General features: G+C 40.9%; 19 protein-coding genes and 2 pseudogenes. All 21 read left to right on the forward strand.

Annotated features, from left to right (window positions below):
- The first annotated feature begins 103 nt into the window (after positions 1 to 103).
- Complete coding sequence (spx, locus tag HT719_RS06675) at positions 104 to 502, forward strand: transcriptional regulator Spx (protein ID WP_000591165.1); 399 nt, start codon at positions 104 to 106, stop codon at positions 500 to 502.
- A gap of 65 nt (positions 503 to 567) precedes the next feature.
- Entirely contained in the window at positions 568 to 1,137 is a 570-nt protein-coding gene (locus tag HT719_RS06680) for an SP0191 family lipoprotein (protein ID WP_172928645.1), read from the forward strand.
- Positions 1,138 to 1,223: 86 nt separating this feature from the next.
- Complete coding sequence (locus HT719_RS06685) at positions 1,224 to 1,490, forward strand: IreB family regulatory phosphoprotein (RefSeq protein ID WP_000507059.1); 267 nt, start codon at positions 1,224 to 1,226, stop codon at positions 1,488 to 1,490.
- 3 nt (positions 1,491 to 1,493) lie between these two features.
- Positions 1,494 to 1,913 (forward strand): Holliday junction resolvase RuvX, encoded by a 420-nt coding sequence (gene ruvX, locus HT719_RS06690; RefSeq protein ID WP_001808830.1) that lies wholly within the window; start codon positions 1,494 to 1,496, stop codon positions 1,911 to 1,913.
- 15 nt (positions 1,914 to 1,928) lie between these two features.
- Positions 1,929 to 2,234 (forward strand): DUF1292 domain-containing protein, encoded by a 306-nt coding sequence (locus tag HT719_RS06695; protein WP_000017620.1) that lies wholly within the window; start codon positions 1,929 to 1,931, stop codon positions 2,232 to 2,234.
- Between the two features lie 302 nt (positions 2,235 to 2,536).
- Positions 2,537 to 3,051: pseudogene (tnpA, locus tag HT719_RS06700) on the forward strand (IS200/IS605 family transposase).
- Between the two features lie 195 nt (positions 3,052 to 3,246).
- Positions 3,247 to 4,497 (forward strand): folylpolyglutamate synthase/dihydrofolate synthase family protein, encoded by a 1,251-nt coding sequence (locus HT719_RS06705; RefSeq protein ID WP_172928647.1) that lies wholly within the window; start codon positions 3,247 to 3,249, stop codon positions 4,495 to 4,497.
- A gap of 83 nt (positions 4,498 to 4,580) precedes the next feature.
- Positions 4,581 to 5,045, forward strand: a pseudogene (locus tag HT719_RS06710) (SP_0198 family lipoprotein).
- 145 nt (positions 5,046 to 5,190) lie between these two features.
- Positions 5,191 to 6,723, forward strand: coding sequence for a cardiolipin synthase (cls, locus tag HT719_RS06715; RefSeq protein ID WP_166731305.1), 1,533 nt, complete (start codon positions 5,191 to 5,193; stop codon positions 6,721 to 6,723).
- A 255-nt stretch (positions 6,724 to 6,978) separates the two neighbouring features.
- Positions 6,979 to 8,517: a damage-inducible protein CinA gene (locus tag HT719_RS06720; protein WP_172928649.1), complete on the forward strand. Its 1,539-nt coding sequence runs from the start codon at positions 6,979 to 6,981 to the stop codon at positions 8,515 to 8,517.
- Between the two features lie 119 nt (positions 8,518 to 8,636).
- Entirely contained in the window at positions 8,637 to 10,844 is a 2,208-nt protein-coding gene (nrdD, locus tag HT719_RS06725) for an anaerobic ribonucleoside-triphosphate reductase (RefSeq protein WP_172928651.1), read from the forward strand.
- A gap of 11 nt (positions 10,845 to 10,855) precedes the next feature.
- Positions 10,856 to 10,996, forward strand: coding sequence for a hypothetical protein (locus HT719_RS06730; protein WP_000521615.1), 141 nt, complete (start codon positions 10,856 to 10,858; stop codon positions 10,994 to 10,996).
- Positions 10,997 to 11,039: 43 nt separating this feature from the next.
- Positions 11,040 to 11,546: a GNAT family N-acetyltransferase gene (locus HT719_RS06735; RefSeq protein ID WP_172928653.1), complete on the forward strand. Its 507-nt coding sequence runs from the start codon at positions 11,040 to 11,042 to the stop codon at positions 11,544 to 11,546.
- On the forward strand, positions 11,539 to 12,129 hold the full coding sequence (gene nrdG, locus HT719_RS06740) for an anaerobic ribonucleoside-triphosphate reductase activating protein (RefSeq protein ID WP_033678521.1): 591 nt from the start codon (positions 11,539 to 11,541) through the stop codon (positions 12,127 to 12,129). Before HT719_RS06735 ends, nrdG begins: the two co-directional genes overlap by 8 nt.
- Positions 12,126 to 12,743 carry a phosphoribulokinase gene (locus HT719_RS06745; RefSeq protein WP_172928654.1) on the forward strand — a complete coding sequence of 206 codons (618 nt, stop codon included), beginning with the start codon at positions 12,126 to 12,128 and terminating at the stop codon, positions 12,741 to 12,743. The genes nrdG and HT719_RS06745 overlap by 4 nt, the downstream gene beginning before the upstream one ends.
- A 257-nt stretch (positions 12,744 to 13,000) precedes the next feature.
- The gene (gene rpsJ / locus HT719_RS06750) at positions 13,001 to 13,309 is read left to right on the forward strand and encodes a 30S ribosomal protein S10 (protein WP_001284513.1); all 309 of its coding nucleotides are present in this window, start codon (positions 13,001 to 13,003) and stop codon (positions 13,307 to 13,309) included.
- Between the two features lie 216 nt (positions 13,310 to 13,525).
- Positions 13,526 to 14,152 (forward strand): 50S ribosomal protein L3, encoded by a 627-nt coding sequence (rplC, locus tag HT719_RS06755; RefSeq protein ID WP_172928656.1) that lies wholly within the window; start codon positions 13,526 to 13,528, stop codon positions 14,150 to 14,152.
- Positions 14,153 to 14,176: 24 nt separating this feature from the next.
- The gene (gene rplD / locus HT719_RS06760; protein WP_000024553.1) at positions 14,177 to 14,800 is read left to right on the forward strand and encodes a 50S ribosomal protein L4; all 624 of its coding nucleotides are present in this window, start codon (positions 14,177 to 14,179) and stop codon (positions 14,798 to 14,800) included.
- Positions 14,800 to 15,096 carry a 50S ribosomal protein L23 gene (locus HT719_RS06765; protein WP_001055347.1) on the forward strand — a complete coding sequence of 99 codons (297 nt, stop codon included), beginning with the start codon at positions 14,800 to 14,802 and terminating at the stop codon, positions 15,094 to 15,096. The genes rplD and HT719_RS06765 overlap by 1 nt, the downstream gene beginning before the upstream one ends.
- Before the next feature lie 17 nt (positions 15,097 to 15,113).
- Entirely contained in the window at positions 15,114 to 15,947 is an 834-nt protein-coding gene (rplB, locus tag HT719_RS06770; protein ID WP_000512911.1) for a 50S ribosomal protein L2, read from the forward strand.
- A gap of 103 nt (positions 15,948 to 16,050) precedes the next feature.
- Complete coding sequence (rpsS, locus tag HT719_RS06775) at positions 16,051 to 16,332, forward strand: 30S ribosomal protein S19 (protein ID WP_000533766.1); 282 nt, start codon at positions 16,051 to 16,053, stop codon at positions 16,330 to 16,332.
- The last annotated feature ends 5 nt before the right edge of the window (positions 16,333 to 16,337 follow it).

The raw sequence follows: 16,337 nt of genomic DNA on the forward strand, positions 1-16,337 counted from the left end.
GACGAAAAAAGTCAAAAAAAATTAAAAATAGGTCGCAAGTCGGATGTTTTTTATGGTATAATAGACTAAACTGATAGTAACATGTAGCGAAAGGGGTAGGTACATGATTAAAATTTATACAGTCTCAAGTTGTACTAGCTGTAAAAAAGCAAAAACCTGGCTTAATGCCCACCAGTTAAGTTATAAAGAACAAAACCTTGGTAAAGAAGGAATTACGCGAGAAGAATTACTGGATATTCTAACCAAAACAGATAACGGAATAGCCAGTATCGTTTCATCTAAAAATCGCTATGCCAAAGCCCTTGGAGTGGATATTGAAGATTTGAGTGTTAACGAAGTCCTCAATCTGATTATGGAAACACCTAGAATTTTAAAGAGCCCAATCCTTGTAGATGAAAAACGCCTGCAAGTTGGCTATAAGGAAGACGATATTCGTGCCTTCCTACCACGCTCTGTCCGTAATGTAGAAAATGCAGAAGCACGTTTGCGTGCAGCTCTATAAACATCAAGGCTGGGAGCAATTCCCAGTCTTATTCTATTTTAATTTCAAAAAGAAAGAAGAAAGAAATGAAAAAAATAGTTCTTGTTAGTCTAGCTTTCCTTTTTGTCCTGGTTGGTTGCGGACAGAAAAAAGAAACTGGACCAGCTACAAAAACAGAAAAAGATACGCTTCAGTCGGCATTGCCAGTTATTGAAAATGCTGAGAAGAATACAGTTGTAACCAAGACTTTGGTCTTGCCCAAGTCAGATGATGGTAGCCAGCAGACCCAAACCATTACTTACAAAGACAAGATTTTTTTGAGTCTAACTATCCAACAAAAGCGTCCAGTCTCAGATGAGCTGAAGACCTACATTGACCAACATGGAGTGGAGGAAACTCAAAAAGCTCTTCTCGAGGCGGAAGAGAAAGACGACTCCATCATAGAAGCTCGTAAATTAGCAGGATTTAAGCTTGAAACAAAACTATTGAGTGCAACAGAACTTCAAACAACGACTAGTTTTGATTTTCAAGTTCTGGATGTCAAGAAGGCTTCTCAGTTAGAATATTTGAAGAACATTGGCTTAGAAAATCTTTTGAAGAATGAACCGAGCAAATATATTTCAGACAGATTGGCAAATGGTGCGACAGAACAATAGAAAATCCAAATAAATAAACTGCCTGAATTGTAGAAGGTAAGGAATTATGCTATAATGGTACTATTCTAAGGAAAGAGGGTGTTAGAATGGGATTTACTGAAGAAACCGTACGTTTTAAATTGGACGATTCCAATAAAAAAGAAATTAGCGAAACTTTGACAGATGTTTATGCTTCGTTGAACGATAAGGGCTACAACCCAATTAACCAAATCGTAGGTTACGTATTGAGTGGAGACCCTGCCTACGTTCCTCGTTATAATAATGCACGAAATCAAATCCGTAAGTATGAGCGTGATGAAATCGTTGAGGAATTGGTTCGCTACTACCTTAAAGGACAAGGAGTCGATCTGTAACCTATGAGAATTATGGGATTGGACGTCGGTTCAAAAACGGTAGGGGTGGCCATTAGCGATCCGCTCGGTTTTACAGCTCAAGGGCTTGAAATCATCCAAATCAATGAGGAGCAAGGCCAATTTGGTTTTGACCGCGTTAAGGAGCTGGTTGATACTTACAAGGTGGAACGATTTGTAGTGGGCCTGCCTAAAAACATGAACAATACAAGCGGACCGCGCGTAGAAGCTAGTCAAGCCTACGGAGCAAAGCTAGAAGAGTTTTTTGGTTTACCAGTAGACTATCAGGATGAACGCTTGACAACAGTGGCTGCTGAGCGTATGTTGATTGAACAAGCAGATATCAGTCGCAATAAGCGCAAGAAAGTCATTGATAAGTTAGCAGCTCAGCTGATTTTACAAAATTATTTAGATAGAAAATTTTAATATAAAGGAGAGGATATGTCACACGATCATAACCACGACCACGAAGAACGTGAACTAATCACACTAGTAGATGAGCAAGGAAATGAAACCTTGTTTGAAATCCTTTTGACAATTGATGGAAAAGAAGAATTTGGTAAAAACTATGTTCTTCTAGTACCAGTTAACGCAGAAGAAGACGAAGACGGACAAGTTGAAATCCAAGCTTACTCATTCATTGAAAATGAAGATGGAACAGAAGGCGAATTGCAACCAATCCCAGAAGACTCAGAAGACGAATGGAACATGATTGAAGAAGTCTTCAACAGCTTTATGGAGGAGTAAAAATATCCGGGGGATATTTTTACCCCAACTCCTAGAAATTGGAAGAGTTGGAACGTCCAGTGGATGTTTTTAGCCCACGTTAACATTCATAGTTGCTAGTAATTAGCTAACCAGGTAAGAGGTCGGGACGAAAATCCTGACCTCATTTTTTGTTATGTGACTTTCAGTCCGTCTCGCTCCGCTAGGTGCGAGACAAAAAAACCACCCGCTATGCGGGTGCGCGTCGAAGGCTATACCAAAAAACTCCAAACGCGATACAATAAAGGTGTTCAATCCACTTGTAAAGCGAAAGGAGAAAAAATATGGCACAAAAGGCTCATAGTTTATCTCACACAAAGTGGATGTGTTCTATCATATTGTGTTCACCCCTAAGTATAGACGAAAAGTCATCTATAATCAATATCGAAGTAGTTTAGGCGAAATATTTCATCGTTTGTGTAGTTATAAAGGTATTGAAATTATCGAGGGTCACTTAATGCCTAATCATGTACATATGTTAGTAAGTATTCCGCCGAGGATAAGTGTTTCGAGTTTCATGAGTTATTTAAAAGGAAAAAGTGCACTCATGATGTTTGACAAACACGCCAATCTCAAGTACAAGTTTGGAAATCGGCATTTCTGGGCGGAAGGTTATTATGTAAGTACAGTAGGGCTTAATGAAGCCACAATTAGGAAATATATTCAAGATTAAAGAAATTATCCAGTGGATGATTTCTTCACGAGTATGAAAATTTGAGAACGAGTAAAGCATGATATAGCACTAGATAAATTGAGTGTAAAAGAATATGAGGATCCCTTTAGGGATAGTGGTAAGTAATACTAAAGTCTCTTTAAGAGGTAAGTGACGAGTCAAGAGCAATAAGGCTTGAACAAAGTGAAAGCCAGCGTCTTTAGGCGCTGGCTGGTAATTTGGGCTTATAGCCCTGGTACAAACCACCCGTTAGACGGGTGGTCATGATTATCTACGGAATTTTGCTAGATAATTGATTAGACTTTTGTCAAGGAGATGTGTATGTTTGAAGTAGAAGAATGGCTTTATAGTCGGATTGGTTTGAATTTTCGATCAGGTTTAGGCAGAATACAGCAAGCGGTGGATTTGTTAGGGAATCCAGAGCAGTCTTATCCTATTATCCATGTAACAGGGACTAATGGGAAAGGATCTACCATTGCTTTTATGAGGGAGTTATTTATGGGACATGGCAAAAAAGTTGCGACTTTTACCTCTCCTCATATCGTCTCTATCAATGATCGAATCTGCATTAATGGGCAACCTATAGCAGACACAGACTTCATCCGTTTGGCTGAGCAGGTCAAGGAGATGGAGAAAACGCTTCTGCAAACCCATGATCAGTTGTCCTTTTTTGAACTGCTGACCTTGATTGCTTTTCTTTATTTTAGAGAGCAAGAAGTGGATTTGGTTTTACTAGAAGTGGGAATTGGCGGCTTACTTGACACGACCAATGTGGTAACTGGAGAGCTTGCTGTTATCACCTCCATTGGGCTTGACCATCAGGAAACCTTGGGTGATAGTCTGGAAGCAATCGCAGAGCAGAAAGCTGGTATTTTCAAGGCTGGTAAGAAGGCAGTGATTGCGAAATTGCCTCCAGAAGCTAGGCTTGTCTGTCAGAAAAAAGCAGACTCTTTAGCTGTTGATCTTTATCAGGCAGGTCAAGATTTTTCAATGCTGAATGGTAATTTTTCAAGCTCTTTACTAAATCTTTCACAGTTGAACATAGGCTTAGAAGGAGCTTATCAGCAGGAAAATGCGGCCTTGGCGTTGCAAGCATTTCTTCTCTTTATGGGAGAAGGAAAGGAAGTTGTTGATGAGCAGGTTGTAAGACAGGCTTTGGAGAAGACCCATTGGGCTGGGCGTTTGGAGCGTATTCGCCCACAGATTTACTTGGATGGTGCTCATAACCTCCCTGCCTTGACTCGCTTGGTTGAGTTTATCAAAGAAAAAGAGCAGGAAGCCTATCGTCCTCAAATCCTATTTGGAGCCTTGAAACGGAAGGATTATCAAGGGATGTTGGGTTATCTGACTGAAAATTTACCTCAGGTGGAACTCAAGGTGACTGGCTTTGACTATCAAGGTTCTTTGGATGAGACAGATGTAACAGGTTACGATATAGTTTCTTCTTACCGAGAATTTATCAGCAGTTTTGAAGAAAGAGCAAATACGCAGGACTTGTTATTCATTACAGGGTCTCTCTATTTTATCTCAGAAGTACGGGGCTACTTGCTGGAACGTGAGCAGATAAATTGACCTCTTCTTTTGTCTTTGTTATACTAGGGGAATTGCTGGTTAGAGAAAATTTCTCTAAATTGGTAGTAGAAAGGAAATCCATCATGAAATTAAAAAGATTCACACTTTCTCTTGCTTCTCTAGCAAGTCTTAGTCTCGTAGTAGCTTGTTCACAAAGAGCTCAACAGATTCAACAACCAGCAGCTCAAGCACAAATATAACAAACTCAGCAATCACAACCTGCTGCTTCATCGTCTACAGAAAATACAAACCAGGTAGCAACAAGTTCTTCACAAAATGCACCTGAGGCTCAACCGACTGATATTGATGGGACTTATACAGGCCAAGATGACGGAGACCGTATCACTTTAGTGGTCACTGGAACGACTGGTACATGGACTGAGCTCGAATCTGACGGGGATCAGAAAGTCAAACAGGTCACATTTGATGCAGCAAATCAACGCATGATTATTGGTGATGATGTCAAAATTTACACTGTAAACGGTAATCAAATCATCGTAGATGATATGGATAGAGACCCATCGGACCAAATCGTTTTAACTAAATAAGACTATGCAAGTAGAAAAGGCTGGATTTTTCATCCTTTTTACTTTTACCTAGAAAATAATCATAAATACTTGCCTTCTGTCGAATAGCTGAGTTATACTAGTATCAATTACTTGTTTTTAGCATTCAAAATATCAAGGAGGGGATATGAAATATAGGAAATTTCAATTATTGATGTCCAAGTATGGCTTTAGTCTTTCGATTATGCTACTTGAACTTTGTCTGGTTTTTGGTCTCTTTCTTTATTTAGGGCGCATGGCCCCCATTTTATGGATTACTGTCCTCATTCTACTGAGTATCATCACAATCATTTCGATAGTCAACCGTAATACGACTCCTGAGAATAAGGTAACCTGGTTATTAGTAGCCTTTGTGCCAGTATTTGGCCCCTTGCTCTATCTGATGTTTGGTGAGAGGCGATTGTCCAAAAAAGAAATCAAACAACTGAAGAAGCTAGGCTCCATGCATTTCCAAGAAGCAAATAGCCAGCTACTAAAAGAGGAATTAAAAGAAAGTGACAAGGCGGCATATGGCGTCATTAAGTCCTTATTGAGTATGGATACCAATGCTGATGTCTATGATCAAACTGCCTCTACATTTTTTCCTAACGGAGAAGCTATGTGGAAAAAGATGGTAGAAGATCTCAAAAAGGCTGAGAAATTTATCTTCTTGGAATATTACATTATAGAAGAAGGTTTGATGTGGAATCGTATTTTAGAAATCTTGGAGCAAAAAGTTGCTCAAGGCATTGAAGTTAAACTGCTCTATGACGATATTGGCTGTATGGCTACTTTAACAGGAGATTATGCACATCGACTTCGTCAGCTAGGCATCGAGGCCCATAAATTCAATAAAGTTATTCCTCGTTTGACAGTGGCCTATAATAACAGAGATCATAGAAAAATATTGATTGTTGATGGTCAGATAGCCTATACTGGTGGGGTCAATCTGGCAGATGAGTACATTAACCACGTCGAGAGATTTGGTTATTGGAAGGATAGTGGAATTCGCTTAGACGGACTAGCAGTAAAAGCCCTGACACGCTTGTTTTTAACCACTTGGTACATCAATCGAGGAGAGATTAGTGATTTTGATCAATATCATTTAGAAAATCATTCTATCCCAAGTGATGGATTAACCATTCCATACGGAAGTGGACCCAAGCCAATTTTTCGAACGCAGGTAGGGAAAAAGGTTTATCAGAGTTTGATCAATCAAGCAACTGAATCGGTTTATATTACGACACCTTATTTGATCATAGACTATGATTTAACGGAGACAATCAAAAATGCTGCTATGAGAGGGGTCGATGTTCGAATTATCACCCCTTACATACCAGATAAGAAGTTCATTCAGTTAGTCACAAGAGGGGCTTATCCAGACCTTCTTTCTGCTGGTGTTCGAATTTATGAGTATAGCCCAGGTTTTATTCATAGTAAGCAGATGTTGGTAGACGAAGATTTTGCGGTGGTGGGGACGATCAATCTCGACTACCGAAGCTTGGTACACCATTATGAAAATGCAGTTTTACTCTATAAAACTCCTTCTATAATAGAAATCGCCCGAGATTTTCAAAATATATTTGCAGATTCTCAGGAAGTCTATCCTCATTCTATCAAAACGAGCTGGTATCAAAAGCTTGTAAAAGAAATCGCCCAGTTATTCGCCCCAATCTTATAAGAAATCTAGGACTTAGGAAATGACCGAGTCCTCTTTTTCTTGCTTTTTACGAATAGAAAGATATAGGGAGGGACGATGCTGACTCAGAAAGAATTGGATTATATCATAACATTTAAACAGACGAATTTACATCGCTTTCGGGAAATTGAAACCTTTGTGAAACTATGCAAAAAATCACTCAAACAGCCATCGCAAGCTGACAATCCTAGGACTTTTTGATATACTAAGACAGATAAATTGAATAGGAGAAACGATATGAGTGTGTATGGTAGAGTAGAAGAAGTTCATCAGGAGAATCGTGAACCTCTAGAATACCAAATCGAACAAGAATCGCATCATCGTGAATCAAGTCGTCTTCCTTTGGTGAAAATTTTACTATGGAGTACGCTTGTAACGGGGATAACTCTAGGAGTACCGCTATTACTCGACTTAATGAGTGCACAGGAAGTGCAGGATTTTTATGCAGGTTGGGCGCTTCATCAGACAGGGAAGATTTACAGCGACTATTATGGAAGTCAAGGTTTGCTTTATTATTTGCTGACTTACGTGAGTCAGGGCGGATTTTTCTTTGCCATCTTTGAGTGGTTAGCCTTGGTAGCAGGCGGATTTTTCCTTTTTAGATCAGCGGACACCTTGACAAATCAAGGAGACCAAGCTGGACAACTGGTGACTATTTTTTACATGCTAGTTACAGGTCTTGCTTTTGGTGGAGGCTATGCGACTCTTTTAGCGCTTCCTTTCTTATTCGCAGCCTTTAGTTTAGTTGCGGCTTACCTAAGCAATCCAAGTCATGATAAGGGATTTGTACGGATTGGGCTAGCTTTGGCAGGCGGATTTTTCTTTGCTCCCTTATCATCGCTCCTGTTTATTGCTGTAGTGAGTTTAGGCTTGTTGGTCTTTAACCTTGGGCATAGACGCTTTGTGCATGGGTTTTATCAGTTTCTTGCAGTGGCTTTAGGTTTTTCACTTGTCTTTTATCCAACTGCCTACTATAGTGTTGCAACAGGAAGTTTTGGGGATGCTATTAGTGGTATTCGCTATCCCATTGACAGTATTCGCTTTGATTTCACTTCTAAAATTTTAGAGAATATGGCTTTTTATGGCTTGTTGTCCCTTGGTTTGGGATTTGTGGTTTGTATCTTTTTAGGTCTCTTTCAATCCAAACCCTCTAAACTATACGTCATTTCGGTTCCTGCAAGTCTTGTGACAATTTTAGGTTTGATTTTACTTTTCTTTTCACAGGAGCCTCTGCACGCTTCCTGTTTGATGGTCGTCTTTCCTGTTTTTCTACTTTTATTGGTAACCAATATTAAGAGTCAACAGAGGGGGCGTAGTGTTAGACGAAGACGAAGAGAAACGCCAGTTAGTCTATGGAGTCGTTTCTTCAAAGGAAATCTATATCTGCCAGTTTTAGGGCTTGTCTATCTTTTGTCTATTCCTTTTTTGATGAAGTTAGTCCTTTATCCGGTACCTTATCAAGAACGTAATCGTCTTGCTGATTTGGTAAAAGAGGAGACAAATACGGAAGATGCTATCTATGCATGGGATGATACTGCGACTCTTTATCGTAAGAGTGAGCGCTTGTCGCCATCGGTGATTTTGTCTCCCGTGCACTATACAGCAACTGAGGAAAACCGGAATAAGCTACTCAATGACTTGAAAGAAAAACAACCCAAGGTGATTGTGGTAAATGACAAGGTGCCAGTCTGGTCTGAAGTAGAAACACTCTTAAAAGAAAATTATCAACCAGTAAAGACAGATTACTCAGAGTTTAAAGTCTATAAAATTAAATAACTAAATCAATATCTTGTGTATTTTTAAAAATTTTAGGATTTTTACCACAAGATATTGATTTTTCTTTTTAGAGTGGTATAATACTTTTTAGAAAGAACATTTTAGAAAAGAGCATGCATATGATTGCACTAGAAGAAAAAATTACAATTTTGCCAACTCTCTTCGTCGAGAAACGAGATGGGAGACGTGTTGTATTTGATGTGGACAAGATTGACAAGGCTCTCCACAAGGCGGCAGACAAGGTTATGGATGTGACACCCTTAGTCGAAAAGCGCCTAAATGCTCTGACCGAGCGAATTGTCACAGAAATTCATAGTCGCTTTCCACAGGGGGTTAAGATTTACGAAATTCAAAATATCGTAGAACATGAACTCCTTGAAGCCAAAGAATATGCGCTAGCTGAGGAGTATATTACTTATCGGACGCAAAGGGATTTTGAGCGCTCAAAAGCGACGGATATCAACTTTAGTATTCATAAACTTCTCAACAAAGACCAGACAGTTGTCAATGAAAATGCCAATAAAGACAGCGATGTCTTTAATACCCAGCGTGATTTGACAGCAGGGATTGTTGGGAAATCAATCGGACTGCAAATGCTTCCCAAGCACGTAGCCAATGCCCACCAAAAGGGGGATATTCACTATCACGATTTGGACTACAGTCCCTATACCCCTATGACCAACTGCTGTTTGATTGATTTCAAGGGGATGTTGGAAAATGGTTTTAAGATTGGAAATGCAGAGGTAGAAAGTCCCAAGTCTATCCAGACTGCGACAGCACAGATTTCTCAAATCATCGCCAACGTTGCTTCTAGCCAGTACGGTGGCTGTTCAGCTGACCGTATCGATGAAATCCTGGCGCCTTATGCAGAGAAGAACTATCAAAAACATCTCAAAGATGCAGAAGAGTGGGTCTTGCCTGAAAAACGGGAAGATTACGCTTGGAAGAAAACGCAAAAGGACATCTACGATGCCATGCAATCTCTTGAGTATGAAATCAACACCCTCTTCACTTCAAATGGACAAACACCTTTTACTTCGCTCGGTTTTGGTTTAGGAACTAGCCGTTTCGAACGGGAAATTCAAAAAGCTATTTTAAACATTCGCATCAAGGGGCTTGGTTCGGAACATCGTACGGCTATCTTTCCTAAACTCATTTTTACTCTGAAACGAGGTCTCAACTTAGAGGAAGGAACTCCCAACTATGATATCAAGCAGTTGACTCTAGAATGTGCAACTAAACGGATGTATCCAGACGTCTTGTCTTACGATAAGATTATCGAGTTGACTGGTTCTTTCAAGGTTCCTATGGGCTGCCGTTCTTTCCTTCAAGGATGGAAGGATGAGAATGGTATAGAAGTTAATTCAGGTCGGATGAATTTAGGTGTTGTGACGGTCAACCTTCCTCGTATTGCCCTCGAGTCTGAGGGCGACATGAATAAGTTCTGGGAAATCTTCAACGAGCGGATGAATATCGCTGAAGATGCTCTGGTTTATCGTGTCGAACGCACTAAAGAGGCGACACCAGCGAATGCTCCTATCCTCTATCAGTACGGTGCTTTTGGCCATCGTCTAGGTAAAGAAGAAAGCGTTGACCAGCTCTTTAAGAATTGTCGGGCAACCGTTTCGCTGGGTTACATCGGTTTGTACGAAGTGGCTACCGTCTTCTTTGGAAATAGCTGGGAACACAATCCAGAAGCCAAGGAATTCACGCTAGACATCATTCGCGATATGAAACGCCGTGTAGAAGAGTGGTCTGACCAGTATGGCTATCATTTCTCTATCTACTCAACACCATCTGAAAGTTTGACAGACCGTTTCTGCCGACTAGATACAGACAAGTTTGGCTCTATTCCTGATATCACAGACAAGGAATACTACACCAATTCTTTCCACTACGATGTTCGTAAAAATCCAACACCGTTTGAAAAATTGGATTTTGAAAAAGTCTATCCAGAAGCAGGTGCGTCAGGTGGTTTCATCCATTATTGTGAGTATCCAGTCCTTCAGCAAAATCCAAAGGCCTTGGAAGCTGTCTGGGACTATGCCTATGACCGTGTAGGCTATCTAGGGACCAATACTCCGATTGACCGTTGCTATAAGTGTGACTTTGAAGGGGATTTTGAACCGACTGAAAGAGGCTTTGCTTGTCCCAACTGTGGCAATAGCGACCCTAAAACAGTAGACGTTGTTAAACGGACTTGTGGCTATCTAGGTAATCCTCAAGCGAGACCGATGGTTAATGGACGTCACAAGGAAATCGCTGCGCGTGTCAAACACATGAATGGCTCAACTATTAAAATAGCTGGCCATCAAGTAACAAATTAGAAAGAAATGAAATGGGAAAATATCAATTAGACGATAAGGGTCGCGCACAAGTGACACGTTATCACGAGAAACACTCTAAAGGTGGAGCTGGTAAGAAAGAACGCTTGCTCAACCTCAAAGAACAATTTTTAAACAAGAACAAGAAAAAATAAAAGTGAGAGTCAGCTCTCGCTTTTCTCATAGTGGGAGGTAAGGATGGAACTACGCAGACCAAGATTAGCAGATAAAGAAACAGTTTTAGAGATGATGGCAGAGTTTGAAAAGAGCCAATCAGCCCATGATGGAGGATTTTGGGATACAGAGAACTTTGTGTACGAAGAGTGGTTGGAAACAAATATGCAAAAAGAGATGGGAATAAACTTGCCTGAAAATCGTGTTCCTTCTATTCAATTTGTATCATTTGATGATGTAGGTCGTGCTCTAGGATTTTTGAATTTGCGATTGAGACTGGATGAGGGTTTACTGAATTATGCTGGCCACATTGGCTACTCCATTCGTCCATCTGAAAGAGGCAAGGGTTATGCAAAAGAGACTCTCCGTCAGGGCTTGCAAGTTGCTAAGGCAAAGAACATCAAGAAAACTCTTGTAACCTGTAGCGTGAATAACTCTGCTAGCAGAGCAGTTATTCTAGCAAATGGAGGTCTCATTGAGGATGTTCGTAATGGGGTCGAGCGTTATTGGATAGAGGTAGCGAATGAATAATCCAAAACCACAAGAATGGAAAAGCGAGGAACTCAGTCAAGGGCGTATCATTGACTACAAGGCCTTCAACTTTGTGGATGGTGAAGGTGTGCGCAACTCTCTCTATGTATCAGGCTGCATGTTTCACTGCGAGGGATGTTATAATGTTGCCACCTGGTCCTTCAATGCTGGCATTCCCTATACAGCAGAATTAGAAGAACAGATCATGGCAGACCTTGCCCAGCCCTATGTTCAGGGCTTGACTTTGTTGGGAGGAGAGCCTTTTCTCAATACTGGCATTCTCTTGCCACTCGTTAAGCGCATTCGGAAGGAATTGCCAGACAAGGACATCTGGTCCTGGACGGGCTACACTTGGGAAGAAATGATGCTGGAGACTCCAGACAAACTGGAACTCTTATCACTGATTGACATTCTTGTCGATGGACGGTATGACCGAACTAAGAGAAATCTCATGCTCCAGTTTCGAGGGTCGTCCAACCAACGAATTATCGATGTGCAAAAATCGCTCCAAAGTGGGCAAGTAGTGATTTGGGACAAGCTTAATGACGGAAAAGAAAGCTATGAACAGGTGAAGAGAGAATGAAGAAAAAAGACTTAGTAGACCAACTAGTCTCAGATATCGAGACGGGGAAAGTCAGGACACTGGGAATATACGGTCATGGGGCTTCAGGTAAATCAACCTTTGCACAGGAATTGTACCAAGCTTTAGATTCTACTACAGTAAATTTGCTAGAAACAGATCCCTATATCACCTCAGAACGCCATCTGGTAGTACCCAAGGACGAGCCAAATCAAAAGGTGACAGCCTGTCTGCCGGTGGCACATGAATTGGCAAGTTTGCGGAGAGATATCTTAGCCTTGCAGGCAGGTATGGATATCTTAATAATTGAAGAACCTTGGAAAGCTAGTGAGGTCTTGTCTGGAGCAAAGCCAATTCTGATTGTCGAAGGGATGTCTGTTGGCTTTCTGCCAAAGGAACTCTTTGACAAAACCATCTGTTTCTACACGGATGAGGAGACCGAATTAAAAAGGCGTCTAGATCGAGATACGACAGTGAGAAATCGCGATGCATCCTTTATATTGGTTAGCCATCAGATGAGACGGGAGCAATATCTACACTACTATAAAGAAACCGAGTCAGAGGCGGACATTCTAGTGAAACAATCAGAAGATAAATTTGAGGTCAAGAGAACTTGAGTTATTTATATAGAAGAAAATCCCTAATTTTAGAAAGAAAAAATAGGAAAACAATTTCATCGTAAAAAAACGAAAAAACAGCAACAAATCCCTTGCAATCGCAGGGGCTTTGTGTTATTCTATTATGGTGCTGTAAATTACAGCTTTAGCTTTGATGCAAGAGGTTGCGACACGCTCGGTTGCATTGCCACGCAACACCGCGTCGGTTTTCTTGTGGAGCTAGCCTATTATCTTAAATAGACGAAAAGGAGAAAAAGATGGCAAACAAAAAAATCCGTATCCGTTTGAAAGCTTACGAACACCGTACGCTTGATACAGCGGCTGCAAAAATCGTAGAATCAGCTACTCGTACAGGTGCACAAGTTGCGGGTCCAATCCCACTTCCAACTGAACGTAGCCTCTACACAATCATTCGTGCGACTCACAAATATAAAGACTCTCGCGAACAATTTGAAATGCGTACACACAAACGTTTGATCGATATCGTTAACCCAACTCAAAAAACAGTTGATGCTTTGATGAAATTGGATCTTCCAAGTGGTGTAAACGTAGAAATCAAACTTTAATCTAAAATATAAAAGAGCAGAGGCTGGTGTTTCAATCTAATTGAACACGGGCTAAACTCGGTGTGAAAAAGACAAACTTCCTAGTGTCTGCTAGACACTGCGTCAGTTTCCTATTTTCACTTTGAGTTTGACGCCCTTTGTATCTTAGACCTGAGCATAAAAAACGCTCGTTAAAAACTTTTTGAATAAAAAATATAGAAAAGGAACTATTTTCTCATGACAAAAGGAATCTTAGGGAAAAAAGTGGGAATGACTCAAATCTTCACTGAAGCTGGCGAATTGATCCCTGTAACAGTTATTGAAGTAACTCCAAACGTTGTTCTTCAAGTTAAAACTGTTGAAACAGACGGATACAACGCTATCCAAGTTGGTTTCGATGATAAACGCGAAGTATTGAGCAACAAACCTGCTAAAGGACATGTAGCGAAAGCTAACACGGCTCCTAAGCGCTTCATTCGTGAATTCAAAAACGTTGAAGGCTTGGAAGTTGGCGCTGAAATCACAGTTGAAACATTCGCAGCTGGAGACGTTGTTGACGTAACTGGTACTTCTAAAGGTAAAGGTTTCCAAGGTGTTATCAAACGCCACGGACAATCACGTGGACCAATGGCTCACGGTTCTCGTTACCACCGTCGTCCAGGTTCTATGGGACCTGTTGCACCTAACCGCGTATTCAAAGGTAAAAACCTTGCAGGACGTATGGGTGGCGACCGCGTAACAATTCAAAACCTTGAAGTTGTACAAGTTGTTCCAGAAAAGAACGTCATCCTTATCAAAGGTAACGTACCAGGTGCTAAGAAATCTCTTATCACTATCAAGTCAGCAGTTAAAGCTGGTAAATAATAAGGAAAGGGGAATACAGTCAAAATGGCAAATGTAACATTATTCGACCAAACTGGTAAACAAGCGGGCGAAGTTGTTCTTAACGATGCAGTATTTGGTATCGAACCAAATGAATCAGTTGTGTTTGATGTAATCATCAGCCAACGCGCAAGCCTTCGTCAAGGAACACACGCTGTTAAAAACCGCTCTGCAGTATCAGGTGGTGGACGCAAACCATGGCGTCAAAAAGGAACTGGACGTGCTCGTCAAGGTTCTATCCGCTCACCACAATGGCGTGGTGGTGGTGTTGTCTTCGGGCCAACTCCACGTTCATACGGCTACAAACTTCCACAAAAAGTTCGTCGCCTAGCTCTTAAATCAGTTTACTCTGAAAAAGTTGCTGAAAACAAATTTGTAGCCGTTGATTCTCTTGAATTTACAGCTCCAAAAACTGCTGAATTTGCAAAAGTTCTTGCAGCATTGAGCATCGATTCTAAAGTTCTTGTTATCCTTGAAGAAGGAAATGAATTCGCAGCTCTTTCAGCTCGTAACCTTCCAAATGTGAAAGTTGCAACTGCTACAACTGCAAGTGTTCTTGACATCGCAAATAGCGACAAACTTCTTGTCACACAAGCAGCTATCTCTAAAATCGAGGAGGTTCTTGCATAATGAATTTGTATGATGTTATCAAAAAACCTGTCATCACTGAAAGCTCAATGGCTCAACTTGAAGCAGGAAAATATGTATTTGAAGTTGACACTCGTGCACACAAACTTTTGATCAAGCAAGCTGTTGAAGCTGCTTTCGAAGGTGTTAAAGTTGCTAATGTTAACACAATCAACGTAAAACCAAAAGCTAAACGTGTTGGACGTTACACTGGTTTTACTAACAAAACTAAAAAAGCTATCATCACACTTACAGCTGATTCTAAAGCAATCGAGTTGTTTGCTGCTGAAGCTGAATAATCTAAGGAGGAAATATCGTGGGAATTCGTGTTTATAAACCAACAACAAACGGTCGCCGTAATATGACTTCTTTGGATTTCGCTGAAATCACAACAAGCACTCCTGAAAAATCATTGCTTGTTGCATTGAAGAGCAAGGCTGGTCGTAATAACAACGGTCGTATCACAGTTCGTCACCAAGGTGGTGGACACAAACGTTTCTACCGTTTGGTTGACTTCAAACGTAACAAAGACAACGTTGAAGCAGTTGTTAAAACAATCGAGTACGATCCAAACCGTTCTGCAAACATCGCTCTTGTACACTACACTGACGGTGTGAAAGCATACATCATCGCTCCAAAAGGTCTTGAAGTAGGTCAACGTATCGTTTCAGGTCCAGAAGCAGATATCAAAGTCGGAAACGCTCTTCCACTTGCTAACATCCCAGTTGGTACTTTGATCCACAACATCGAGTTAAAACCAGGTCGTGGTGGTGAATTGGTACGTGCTGCTGGAGCATCTGCTCAAGTATTGGGTTCTGAAGGCAAATACGTTCTTGTTCGTCTTCAATCAGGTGAAGTTCGTATGATTCTTGGAACTTGCCGTGCTACAGTTGGTGTTGTCGGAAATGAACAACATGGACTTGTAAACCTTGGTAAAGCAGGACGTAGCCGTTGGAAAGGTATCCGCCCAACAGTTCGTGGTTCTGTAATGAACCCTAACGATCACCCACACGGTGGTGGTGAAGGTAAAGCACCAGTTGGTCGTAAAGCACCATCTACTCCATGGGGCAAACCTGCTCTTGGTCTTAAAACTCGTAACAAGAAAGCGAAATCTGACAAACTTATCGTTCGTCGTCGCAACGAGAAATAATATTAAACTAGTCGCTTAAGCAACTAGTAAATCCGCCAGCTCGGTAGCGCTCCATGTGAGCGCAAGCCGCTGTGGTACAACATTTAAAGGAGAAAATATAAAAATGGGACGCAGTCTTAAAAAAGGACCTTTCGTCGATGAGCATTTGATGAAAAAAGTTGAAGCTCAAGCTAACGACGAAAAGAAAAAAGTTATTAAAACTTGGTCACGTCGTTCAACGATCTTCCCAAGTTTCATTGGTTACACTATCGCAGTTTATGACGGACGTAAACACGTGCCTGTTTATATCCAAGAAGACATGGTAGGTCACAAACTTGGTGAATTTGCACCAACTCGTACTTACAAAGGTCACGCTGCAGACGACAAGAAAACACGTAGAAAATAAGGAGA

It is taken from the genome of Streptococcus sp. k-378 (genome assembly GCF_013277505.1).
In the GTDB taxonomy this organism is placed as follows: domain Bacteria; phylum Bacillota; class Bacilli; order Lactobacillales; family Streptococcaceae; genus Streptococcus; species Streptococcus pseudopneumoniae.

Bases quoted from the DNA above. Each gene is read 5' to 3' on its own strand.
- spx (WP_000591165.1), top strand. From the start codon at position 104: ATGATTAAAATTTATACAGTCTCAAGTTGTACTAGCTGTAAAAAAGCA.
- HT719_RS06680 (WP_172928645.1), top strand. From the start codon at position 568: ATGAAAAAAATAGTTCTTGTTAGTCTAGCTTTCCTTTTTGTCCTGGTT.
- HT719_RS06685 (WP_000507059.1), top strand. From the start codon at position 1,224: ATGGGATTTACTGAAGAAACCGTACGTTTTAAATTGGACGATTCCAAT.
- ruvX (WP_001808830.1), top strand. From the start codon at position 1,494: ATGAGAATTATGGGATTGGACGTCGGTTCAAAAACGGTAGGGGTGGCC.
- HT719_RS06695 (WP_000017620.1), top strand. From the start codon at position 1,929: ATGTCACACGATCATAACCACGACCACGAAGAACGTGAACTAATCACA.
- HT719_RS06705 (WP_172928647.1), top strand. From the start codon at position 3,247: ATGTTTGAAGTAGAAGAATGGCTTTATAGTCGGATTGGTTTGAATTTT.
- cls (WP_166731305.1), top strand. From the start codon at position 5,191: ATGAAATATAGGAAATTTCAATTATTGATGTCCAAGTATGGCTTTAGT.
- HT719_RS06720 (WP_172928649.1), top strand. From the start codon at position 6,979: ATGAGTGTGTATGGTAGAGTAGAAGAAGTTCATCAGGAGAATCGTGAA.
- nrdD (WP_172928651.1), top strand. From the start codon at position 8,637: ATGATTGCACTAGAAGAAAAAATTACAATTTTGCCAACTCTCTTCGTC.
- HT719_RS06730 (WP_000521615.1), top strand. From the start codon at position 10,856: ATGGGAAAATATCAATTAGACGATAAGGGTCGCGCACAAGTGACACGT.
- HT719_RS06735 (WP_172928653.1), top strand. From the start codon at position 11,040: ATGGAACTACGCAGACCAAGATTAGCAGATAAAGAAACAGTTTTAGAG.
- nrdG (WP_033678521.1), top strand. From the start codon at position 11,539: ATGAATAATCCAAAACCACAAGAATGGAAAAGCGAGGAACTCAGTCAA.
- HT719_RS06745 (WP_172928654.1), top strand. From the start codon at position 12,126: ATGAAGAAAAAAGACTTAGTAGACCAACTAGTCTCAGATATCGAGACG.
- rpsJ (WP_001284513.1), top strand. From the start codon at position 13,001: ATGGCAAACAAAAAAATCCGTATCCGTTTGAAAGCTTACGAACACCGT.
- rplC (WP_172928656.1), top strand. From the start codon at position 13,526: ATGACAAAAGGAATCTTAGGGAAAAAAGTGGGAATGACTCAAATCTTC.
- rplD (WP_000024553.1), top strand. From the start codon at position 14,177: ATGGCAAATGTAACATTATTCGACCAAACTGGTAAACAAGCGGGCGAA.
- HT719_RS06765 (WP_001055347.1), top strand. From the start codon at position 14,800: ATGAATTTGTATGATGTTATCAAAAAACCTGTCATCACTGAAAGCTCA.
- rpsS (WP_000533766.1), top strand. From the start codon at position 16,051: ATGGGACGCAGTCTTAAAAAAGGACCTTTCGTCGATGAGCATTTGATG.